Origin of the sequence: Clavibacter sp. MX14-G9D (assembly GCF_032917815.1) — a bacterium.
GTDB lineage: Bacteria > Actinomycetota > Actinomycetes > Actinomycetales > Microbacteriaceae > Clavibacter > Clavibacter michiganensis_K.
The window spans coordinates 1-9434 of sequence record NZ_JAVCVL010000104.1 but is presented as its reverse complement, the minus strand read 5'-3'; the positions used below and the strand labels follow the sequence as shown (position 1 = coordinate 9434).

11 protein-coding genes are annotated in these 9434 nt (G+C 73.0%); 5 read left to right on the top strand and 6 right to left on the bottom strand.

Annotated features, from left to right (window positions below):
* A partial coding sequence (locus tag Q6969_RS09605) for a PRC-barrel domain-containing protein (protein ID WP_317230233.1) occupies positions 1 to 606 on the bottom strand: 606 nt, incomplete at its 3' end.
* 97 nt (positions 607 to 703) lie between these two features.
* Here Q6969_RS09605 and Q6969_RS09600 point away from each other — a divergent pair.
* A complete protein-coding gene (locus Q6969_RS09600) occupies positions 704 to 1336 on the top strand; it encodes a general stress protein (RefSeq protein WP_317230232.1) in 633 nt (210 codons plus the stop codon).
* A gap of 43 nt (positions 1337 to 1379) precedes the next feature.
* Here Q6969_RS09600 and Q6969_RS09595 read toward each other — a convergent pair whose 3' ends face one another.
* Together Q6969_RS09595 and Q6969_RS09590 are read right to left on the bottom strand one after the other, a co-directional pair.
* Positions 1380 to 3014, bottom strand: coding sequence for an aminopeptidase P family protein (locus Q6969_RS09595; protein WP_317230231.1), 1635 nt, complete (start codon positions 3012 to 3014; stop codon positions 1380 to 1382).
* Between the two features lie 50 nt (positions 3015 to 3064).
* Entirely contained in the window at positions 3065 to 4090 is a 1026-nt protein-coding gene (locus tag Q6969_RS09590; protein WP_317230230.1) for an endonuclease/exonuclease/phosphatase family protein, read from the bottom strand.
* Between the two features lie 92 nt (positions 4091 to 4182).
* Here Q6969_RS09590 and Q6969_RS09585 point away from each other — a divergent pair, with 92 nt between their 5' ends.
* The 3 genes from Q6969_RS09585 to Q6969_RS09575 all read left to right on the top strand — a co-directional run bounded on the left by Q6969_RS09585 (position 4183) and on the right by Q6969_RS09575 (position 6122).
* Positions 4183 to 5064 (top strand): PHP domain-containing protein, encoded by an 882-nt coding sequence (locus Q6969_RS09585; RefSeq protein WP_317230229.1) that lies wholly within the window; start codon positions 4183 to 4185, stop codon positions 5062 to 5064.
* 187 nt (positions 5065 to 5251) lie between these two features.
* A complete protein-coding gene (locus Q6969_RS09580; protein WP_317230228.1) occupies positions 5252 to 5827 on the top strand; it encodes a hypothetical protein in 576 nt (191 codons plus the stop codon).
* Positions 5828 to 5954: 127 nt separating this feature from the next.
* Positions 5955 to 6122: a hypothetical protein gene (locus Q6969_RS09575; protein ID WP_181032902.1), complete on the top strand. Its 168-nt coding sequence runs from the start codon at positions 5955 to 5957 to the stop codon at positions 6120 to 6122.
* 68 nt (positions 6123 to 6190) lie between these two features.
* On the opposite strand, the gene Q6969_RS09570 is transcribed toward Q6969_RS09575, so the two are convergent.
* Entirely contained in the window at positions 6191 to 7714 is a 1524-nt protein-coding gene (locus Q6969_RS09570) for a DEAD/DEAH box helicase (RefSeq protein ID WP_317230227.1), read from the bottom strand.
* 149 nt (positions 7715 to 7863) lie between these two features.
* Here Q6969_RS09570 and Q6969_RS09565 point away from each other — a divergent pair, with 149 nt between their 5' ends.
* Entirely contained in the window at positions 7864 to 8583 is a 720-nt protein-coding gene (locus Q6969_RS09565; RefSeq protein ID WP_317230234.1) for a ferritin-like fold-containing protein, read from the top strand.
* A gap of 154 nt (positions 8584 to 8737) precedes the next feature.
* Here the strand turns inward: Q6969_RS09565 and Q6969_RS09560 are convergent, their stop codons facing one another.
* Together Q6969_RS09560 and Q6969_RS09555 are read right to left on the bottom strand one after the other, a co-directional pair.
* On the bottom strand, positions 8738 to 9025 hold the full coding sequence (locus Q6969_RS09560; RefSeq protein ID WP_317230226.1) for a hypothetical protein: 288 nt from the start codon (positions 9023 to 9025) through the stop codon (positions 8738 to 8740).
* Between the two features lie 10 nt (positions 9026 to 9035).
* Positions 9036 to 9260 carry a DUF3107 domain-containing protein gene (locus Q6969_RS09555; RefSeq protein WP_094115501.1) on the bottom strand — a complete coding sequence of 75 codons (225 nt, stop codon included), beginning with the start codon at positions 9258 to 9260 and terminating at the stop codon, positions 9036 to 9038.
* Positions 9261 to 9434 lie beyond the last annotated feature (174 nt).

Genomic DNA, 9434 nt, shown 5'->3' with positions numbered 1-9434 from the left:
GGCGTCGGGCAGCTCCTCGGCGACCTCGAGGCGGCGCGCCTGCGGCAGGTCGAGCAGGGTGTTGGCGAGGTCGGCGGGCAGCAGGTCGGAGTACGCGGCGAGGAACTGCGAGGCGGACTGCGCGACGCCGTCGTCCTGCAGCTCGGCGACGTCGCTCCACGTCGCGAAGATGGTGGCGCCCTTGGCGAAGGGGGAGGGGCTGGTGCGCGGTCGGCGGCAGAAGAGCTGCGACACCTCCCACTCAGCCTGGCCCGACTCCTCGATGGCGACGTCCTCGATGACGGCGTTCCCGGACCCGTCGCGCATGCTCACGCGGCGCCCGAGGATCTCCGCGATGACGCGCACCTCGCCGCCGCGCTGCTCGAAGCGGCGCAGGTTGATGAGTCCCGTCGTGATGATCTGGCCCGAGCCGATGCTCGTGACCCGCCCGATGGAGAGGAACACGCGGCGCTTGCCCGGGATCTCGACGATGAGGCCCACGACGCGCGGCGGATCGTCCTTGCGGTAGACGACCAGCACGTCGCGCACGCGCCCGACGCGGTCGCCTGCGGGGTCGAACACGCTGCACCCGGCGAGCCGGGCGACGAAGACTCGGGAGGCGCTCACAGAGCCAATCTAGTCGCTCGCCCAGCCGCCGCCCGGCACCGGGTGGGACACTGGATCAGTGATCTCATCCCTCCTCGGACGCAGCTCCCGTGCCCGCATGCCCCGGCTCCCGAAGGGCGAGCCCGTGGCGACGTACGAGACGTACGACGAGGCGCAGAAGGCCGTCGTCACGCTCGCCGAGGCCGACTTCCCCGTCACGCAGGTGAGCATCGTGGGCAACGAGCTGACGAGCGTGGAGCGCGTCACCGGCAAGCTGACGTCCGCCCGCGCCGCGGCCGCGGGAGCGGCCAGCGGCGCATGGCTGGGCCTGTTCCTGGGGCTCGTGACGTTCCTGTTCTCGCCGGTGCCGAACATCTCGTCGGTCATCGGCGCGGTCATCATCGGCGTCGGCTTCGGTGCGATCTTCGGCATCGTCAGCTACAGCATCACGCGCCGCCGCCGCGACTTCACCTCCGTCATGCAGGTCACCGCCACGAGCTACTCGGTGGTCGTCGAGCCCGACTCGATGCACCGCGCCCGCGACGTGCTCGGCATCGGGGGAGTCGGCACGTCGGTCTACGGCGAGCCCGTGGTCACCACCCCGCCGCCCGCGGCGGCACCGGCCTCGCGTCCCGCGGGTCCGTACGGGGAGCGCCTGCCCGAGGGGGCCGGACCGGAGGCCCCGGAGCCGACCGCGCCGCCGACCTCGACCGACCGGCCGGTGGGCGAGCAGGGCGCGCAGGGGGTCTGATCCCCGCGCGCCCCGGCCGGCGACACCCCGCCCGGCTCGGCGGCTAGGAGCGCCCGGCCATCCACGCCTCGACCTCGTCCGCCGTGCGCGGGATGCCGGCGGACAGGTTCTCTGCTCCGTCGCGCGTCACGAGGACGTCGTCCTCGATGCGCACCCCGATGCCGCGGAAGCGCTCCGGCACCGTGAGGTCGTCGGGCTGGAAGTACAGGCCGGGCTCGATGGTGAAGACCATTCCGGCCTCCACGATCCCGTCGATGTACATGTCGCGCCGGGCCTGCGCGCAGTCGTGCACGTCGAGGCCCAGGTGGTGGCTCGTGCCGTGGACCATGTACCGGCGGTGGTGCTGGTTGTCGGCCTCGAGCGCCTCCTCCGCGGTGACGGGCAGCATGCCCCAGTCGGCCACGCGACGGGCGATCACCTTCATCGCCTCGGCGTGCACCTCGCGGAAGCGGATGCCGGGGCGCACGATCGCGAGCGCCGCGTCGGCCGCCTCGCGGACCGCCTCGTAGACCTCGCGCTGCACGTCGGTGAAGGTGCCGGAGACAGGGAGGGTGCGGGTGATGTCGGCCGTGTAGTAGCTGTCGAGCTCGACGCCCGCGTCGATGAGGATGAGGTCGCCCGGGACGACGGGGCCGTCGTTGCGGGTCCAGTGCAGGATGCAGGCGTGCGGTCCGGAGGCGGCGATGGTGTCGTAGCCCACCGTGTTGCCGTCGGCCCGGGCCCGGGCGTTGAAGACGCCCTCGACGACGCGCTCGCCGCGCGCGTGCGCGGTGACGGCGGGCATGTCGGCGACGACGTCGGAGAAGCCGCGGCCGGTGGTGTCGACGGCCTCCCGCATCTGCCGGATCTCGTACTCGTCCTTCACGAGGCGGAGCTCCGACGCGTCCCGTGCGAGGACGGCGTCCGCGTCGGACGCGTCGTCGGCGGAGCCGCCCGCGGCCCGGGCGTCGTCGACGCGGGCGGCGATCACGGCGTCCGCCTCGCGGATCACGCGGACGGGGCCGCCGGCGTCGATGGCCGCGTCGACCCGGGCGAGGGGCGCGGTGGCGATGCCGAGGTCGGCGGCGACCTGCCGGAGCGACGGCCGCGGTCCGATCCAGAACTCGCCGATCTCGGCGTTGGCGTAGAACTCGTCGCTGTCGCGTCCGGCGCGCTCGCGGAAGTAGAGGGTGGCCTCGTGGCCCGTGCCGTCGGCGGCGGACCCCGGGGCCACGGGCTCGAGCACGAGGACGGCACCGGGCTCGCTGTCGGAGCCCCACCCGGTGAGGTGCGCGAACGCGGAGTGGGCGCGGAAGGGGAAGTCGGTGTCGTTGCTGCGCTGCTTCAGGCGGCCCGCGGGGATCACGAGGCGCGTGCCCGTGTGGAGCGCGGACAGGCGGCGACGGCGCTCGGCCGCGTAGGCCGCCTGCTCGCGCGCGGGCGGGTCCACCTCCTCGCGGTCGGCCCACCTCGTCGACACGAAGTCGCTGAACGCGGTGCTCGCGGGGGTGGTGCTGCGGTTGGAGGTGGCGCGGGGGACGGGCGCGGCGCCGGATCCGCCGGCGTCCGAGGCGGCGGGGGCGGTGACCGCGGGGGCCGCGGTCTCGGTCGTCGCCAGCGGCGCGGCCGGGTCGGCGGCGATCTCGGCGGCGGCGGACTCGCGCGTGGTCTCGGACGTGGTGTCGGTGTTCTCGGCCATCTCTCGATCATCCCACCTGCGCGGCGCACCAGGAGGGGCGCAGGGCCTGCTCAGCGCAGGGGCGTGAGCTGGGCGACGATCGGACGGTGGTCGCTGCCCGCCCCGTCGCGGTCCTCGACCACGCGGAAGCCCGTGACCTCCCACCCCGGCGTCGCCATGACGTGGTCGATGGGCGTGCCGAGGAGCGCGGGGACGTCCGTCGGCCAGGTGCCGACCGCCGCGTTCCCCGAGGCGCGCGCCGCGTCGACGCACTGGCCGAGGTCGGTCACCTGGTCGCGCTCCGTCGGCGTGCCGCCGTACCGGCTCATGTGGTCGAGCGTGGCGTTGAAGTCGCCCGCGATGATCACGTTGCCCTCGTCGCAGCGCTGTCCGAGCCAGGCGAGGTCGGCCCGCCAGTTGTCCATCTGCTCGGGGATGGGGGAGACCGGGTGCACCGCCATGATGACGGGCCCGTTCCCGTCGACCGGCTCCATGATGACCGTGGGCAGGACGCTCGTGGTGCCGCGCGACTCGTCGACCCGGTAGTCGCCGTAGGCCGCGCTGATGAGGATGGTGGTGGATCGGGCCGCGGCCACGTCGTCGAAGGCGGTGGTGCGCACCCACATCGGCCGGCCGGCCTCGCGCATGAGCACGGCGATCTCGGCGCCGGTCTCCTCGCGCGTCTCGGGGAGCGTGATGACGTCGGCGCCCGACTCGATGGCGAGGTCGGCGACGGCGCGCGCGCCGGTGGCGCCGCCGAGCGTGTTCCAGGACAGCACCGTGACGTCGGACTCCTGCGGCTCGGCGAAGGCCGTGTCGCCGAGCCCGCGCGTCGCCAGGACGGCGGAGTTCGCGCCGATGAAGACCACCAGCAGCAGGGCGATGCTCCCGAGCAGGCGCCGCCCGGGGCGGATCGCGAGGCAGAGGACCAGGGTCACGACGAGGACCGCGGCCGCGGCCGCGACGAGTGCGCCGCGGATGGCGACGGCGTGGGCCACCAGGTACGTCTGCTCCAGCCCGAGGAGCTGGGGCCACGTGACGAGCAGGAGTCCTGCGGCCGTGACGAGGATGACTGCTGCTCCGACGATCCGACCCATGACGTAGACGACACTATGGCGGCTCTCTGGGAGAGCGCCCGCCGCGGTCCCGGCCGACGGGCCGCGCGAGGGCCGCCGCGTAGGATGGTGGGATGCCGGAGCAGCAGCGGGGTCCCATCGACCTGCACACGCACAGCTCCGTCTCCGACGGCACCGAGGCGCCCGCCGAGTTGGTCGCGCAGGCCGCGTCGCAGGGGCTCTCCGCCGTGGCGCTCACCGACCACGATTCCACCGCGGGCTGGGCGGACGCCTCCGCCGCGGCCCGCGCGCACGGCATCACCCTCGTCCCCGGCATGGAGATGAGCACGCAGCTGGAGTACGCGAGCGTCCACGTCCTCGCCTACCTGTTCGACCCCGAGGACGCCGACCTCGCGGCGATGACCGCCCGGGTGCGCGGCGAGCGGATGACCCGGGCGGAGGCGATGGTCGGCCGCATCGGCCGCGACTACGCGCTCACCTGGGACGACGTGCTCGCCCAGACCACGCCCGGCAGCACCATCGGCCGCCCCCACATCGCCGACGCGCTCGTGGCCCGCGGCCACGTGGCCACCCGCTCGGCGGCCTTCGAGAGCATTCTCCACTGGCAGGGCGGCTACTACCGGCCGCACTACGCGCCCGACCCGATCCTCGGCGTCGAGCTGATCACCGCGGCGGGCGGCCTCGCGGTCCTCGCGCATCCCGGTGCCCGCGGGCCCGAGCGCGTGCTGTCCGACTCGCGCATGACGTCGCTCGTCGCCGCCGGCCTGTTCGGCCTCGAGGTGCGGCACCGCGACAACCCGCCGGCGTCGCGCGTGCGACTCACGGAGCTGGCCGACCGCTTCGGGCTCGAGGTGACGGGATCCAGCGACTACCACGGCGACGGCAAGCCGAACCGGCTCGCCGAGAACACGACCGAGCCCGCCGTGCTCGCGCGCATCGTCGAGCGCGCCACGGGGTGGGCGCCGGTCATCCCGCCTTCCGCCACCGCGGCCTGAACGTCCCGGTCCGTCGAGCGGCCGCCTCCTGGGTGGCGAGGCGCCGCGCGGGAGGGTCCCGCCGGGTGCTGTGGAACGTGCGCTCCGTCGATCGGCCGCGCAGGTAGCTTCTGCGCACCCCGGGACGCCTGGCTCGGGGCCACATCCGCACGTGATCGTGCAGACGGTTCGAAGAGAAGAACGGAACATGACGACAGCCACGCGCCATCGGACGCGGGTGACAGCGCTCGCCGTGGCCGCTGCAGGCCTCGTGACCGCACCGCTGGCGCTGGCCTCGCCAGCGAGCGCGGCCACCGCCACCTACGAGATCCCCGCGCCCTCGACTCCCGCCGCGGGCGTCGAGACGTCGCTTCTGGACCCGATCACGATCGGAGCGTGCAACGCCGGCTTCGGTGATGTGAGCGTGGCCTCGTGGGAGACCGGCATCGGTCATGTCGATCTCTTCTGTGGAGACGACAAGTCCGGCTACGTTCACATCCGGACGGGGCATCAAGCTCAATGGCAGACCGTCGTCGACGGAGCCGGTGGTGGGGCGTATCGGGACGACTTCATGGTCTTCGCCACCGGATCCATAGTCACAGCGCCCGGTCCCGGTTTCCCGAAGGACGAGGGTGATGGGAAGCTCTGTTATTCCGCAACCATTCTCATCAAGAACGAGGAAGGCAACGTCGTGGATACTTACAATCCGACGGTGATCGTCTCCGCCAACAACAAGAAGATCATCACCTCTTTTCCGACCCATCTGGTGGACAACTGTGGCTGAGGGGCGGCCGCTCAAGGACCTCATCCTCGCAGTCGATTATTCTCAGAAGTGGCCGCTCGACGACATCATGTGGCCCGGCCCTCCGTTGGATTGGGACACCCTGATCTCCCAGGAGCTCAAGGATCGCTTGATCGCATGGGCGGCGTTCTTCAACGCGCACATGGACTGGGAGACCGGGCTGTTCGGATCGGAGGAGCGGCGACGCTGGTACGACGTGGAGGGTCTCCAGCTCATGTACGACCTCCAGGAAGCCCTGGAGGGGAAGTTCCGGGTGAGGTTGCGACTCCCCGTGTAGCTCGGTCCTCGGCAGACGACGGAGGGGGCGCATCCCGCGGATGCGCCCCCTCCGTCGTGCCTGCGGCCCTAGGACGTCGCGGTCGGGCGGTCGCCGCCTGAGCGGCGGCGGCGGTTGCGCGAGCGCGGACGGGTCTGGCCGTCGGCGTGCGGCGCGTCGTGGCCGCCGGCGGTACTCGGCTGCTCGCTGCCGATGGCGGCGGTCGCCTCGGCGGGAGAGGTCGCCGTCGCGGTCGACGTGCTGCGGCTGCGCGACCGGTCTCGGTCGCCGCCGCCGGAGCGGCCGCCGCCCCGTCCGCCGTCACGACCTCCGCCGTCACGGCTGCCGCCGCGTCCGCCATCGCGACCCGAGTCGGATCCGCGGCTGCCCGGGCGCTCGCGCGGCGTGCCGTCAGGGTTGACCGTGGGGGTCGCGCGGAGGCGGCCCTTGGACCCGGCGGGGATGTCGAGGTCGGTGAACAGGTGCGGCGAGGACGAGTAGGTCTCGGTGGGCTCCGGCTGGCCGAACTCGAGGGCGCGGTTGATGAGCGCCCACTTGTGCAGGTCGTCCCAGTCGACGAAGGTGACCGCGATGCCGGTCTTGCCCGCGCGGCCCGTGCGGCCGACGCGGTGCAGGTACGCCTTGTCGTCCTCGGGGATGGTGTGGTTGATGACGTGGGTGACGTCGAGCACGTCGATGCCGCGCGCGGCGACGTCGGTGGCGATGAGGATGTCCTTCTTGCCGGCCTTGAAGGCGGCCATGGCGCGCTCGCGCTGCTCCTGGTTGAGGTCGCCGTGCACGGCGGCGGCGTTGAAGCCGCGGTCGTTGAGCTCCTCGACGAGGCGGGCGGCGGCGCGCTTGGTGCGGGTGAAGATCACGGTCTTGCCGCGGCCCTCGGCCTGGAGGATGCGGCCGATGACCTCGTCCTTGTCCATGTTGTGCGCGCGGTAGACGAGGTGGCGGATGTTGGCCTGCATGAGGCCCTCGTCGGGGTCCGTCGCGCGGATGTGGATGGGCTTCGTCATGAAGCGGCGGGCGAGCGCCACGATCGGACCCGGCATGGTGGCCGAGAACAGCATGGTGTGGCGGACCGCCGGGGTCTGCGCGAAGAGCTTCTCGATGTCGGAGAGGAAGCCGAGGTCGAGCATCTTGTCGGCCTCGTCGAGCACCATCTCGCGCACGTCCTTGAGCGAGAGCAGGCGCTGGCCCACGAGGTCGAGGAGGCGTCCCGGCGTGCCGACGACGATCTGCGCGCCCGCCTTCAGCTGCTCGATCTGGCCCTCGTACGCCTTGCCGCCGTAGATGGAGACGACGGTCGTGGCGCGGTTGGCGGTGGCGATCTGGAGGTCCTCGGTGACCTGGACCGCGAGCTCGCGCGTCGGGACGACCACGAGGGCCTTGACGCCCGGCTCCGGCGCGAGGCCGAGCCGCTGGATGAGCGGGAGGCCGAAGCCGAAGGTCTTGCCGGTGCCCGTCTTGGCCTGGCCGATGATGTCCTGGCCGGAGAGCGCCAGGGGGATGGTCTGCTCCTGGATGGGGAAGGGTTCGAGGATCCCGTGGTCGGCGAGCGCCTGGACCATGTCCTCGTCGATGTTCAGTTCGGTGAAAGTCACGTTGTGCCCTGTCTAGCGGTGCGGTCCACGCCCGGACTGCTGCTCTGCGGGCGCGATGGGGCCCTTCCGTTGAGGGACCACGGGCGAGTTTAGCGGGCGGGGGCCCCGACACCGCCTCCCGCTCCCTATACGCTGGCCACGTGCTCAAGATGTTCGGACGCCGGTCGACGACGATCGAGGCGCCCCGGGTCCGGTCCCGCGGCGAGTCGAAGCGCCGGTCCGCGTCGCCGACCGTGAGCGTGGACGACTTCTCGCCCGACACCCTGCGCTTCCTCGGCGGTGTCGCCTACCTGCAGCTGACGGTCTTCGAGACCCTGTCGCGCGCCGTCGCCGAGGCACCCGACCTGGCGGGCAAGGAGGCCGTGTCCACCGCCGCGGGCATCGCGCTCGGCAAGCACCAGGCGCTCGCCGTGGAGATCAAGCGGCTGGACGGCGACCCCAGCATCGTCATGGAGCCGCACCGCGCGGCGTTCGACCGGTTCACCGCCACCGTCTCGGGCGCCGACTGGTACGAGACGCTGCTCTCCGCCTACATCACCACGGGGCTGCTCGACGACTTCTTCGTACGGCTCGCCTCGTCGCTGCCCTCGGACCAGCGCCAGCGGGTCGTCGTCCTGCTGTCCTCGGGCGTCGGGCAGCAGGGGATCGTCGACGCCGTCCGCGCCGGGATCCGCCGCGACCCGCGCCTCGCGTCGCGACTCGCGATGTGGGGGCGCCGGCTCGTCGGCGACACGCTCCTCGTCGCGGGCACCGCGATGCGCGCGTCGCTCGCCGACCCGGACGACGCGCGCGTGCACCTCGAGCCCGTGTTCGCCGGCATCATCACGGCCCACACGCGGCGCATGGACGCCCTCGGCCTGACGGCCTGATCCGGGGGCGGCGCGCTCCATCCCGGTCTGTCCCGCGCGGTCCGGTGCCGTCCAGCCGGCGGCTGGTCCCTCCCGCCGACGCGTCCGTGCGGCGCCGACACGACGCCGCCCGGTCCTCGCGGGGCCGGGCGGCGCGTCGTGCGGGTGCGTGCGCTCAGCCGCCGATCGCGGCGAGATCGCGGGCGTCCGCGGCCGTGCGGCGACGGCCGATCAGCAGGTCCGCCCCCGCGGCGACCACGGCCGCGACGACGAGCGTCGCGATCCAGATGACCCCCTGGTCCCAGGGGAGACCGGCCCATGTGAGCGCCACCCACGTCGCCATCGCCGAGGCGGTGCCGATCGCGGGCACGAGCAGGGCACCGTGCGCGGCGCGGTGGGGGAGCGCGTAGCGCGCCACGAGGCCGAGGGCGGCCCCGGCGAGCGCGACGAACAGGAGCTCCACGGGCGGCGGGCTAGCGGACGAAGCCGATGCGCGGGGCGTCGGCGCTGCCGAGCTCCACGTAGGCGAGGTGCGCGGTGACGGCGAGGTGGGTGGCGCCCTTCTCGTCGGTGAACGAGATGAAGGGCGCGGCGTCGCGGACGGCCGCGGTGACGGTCTCCTGGACCTCCTCGGGCGTCTGCTTGGTGCTGAAGGAGAGCTCGCGGGCGGTGTTGACGAGGCCGATACGGATTTCCACGGGGGTGCCTTTCGATGCGTCGGATGCGACGGTGCTCCTCCGAGGTTAGGGCACCCGCCCGCGCGGGCCCGCGGCGTTCACTGAGGGCGGACGGGCGGCGGTCGACGGGGTTCGCGGGCGAGTGCCCGGGTGCTCGGCGGGCCGGACCCGCGGGCGGTCGCGGGCGGGTCCGCG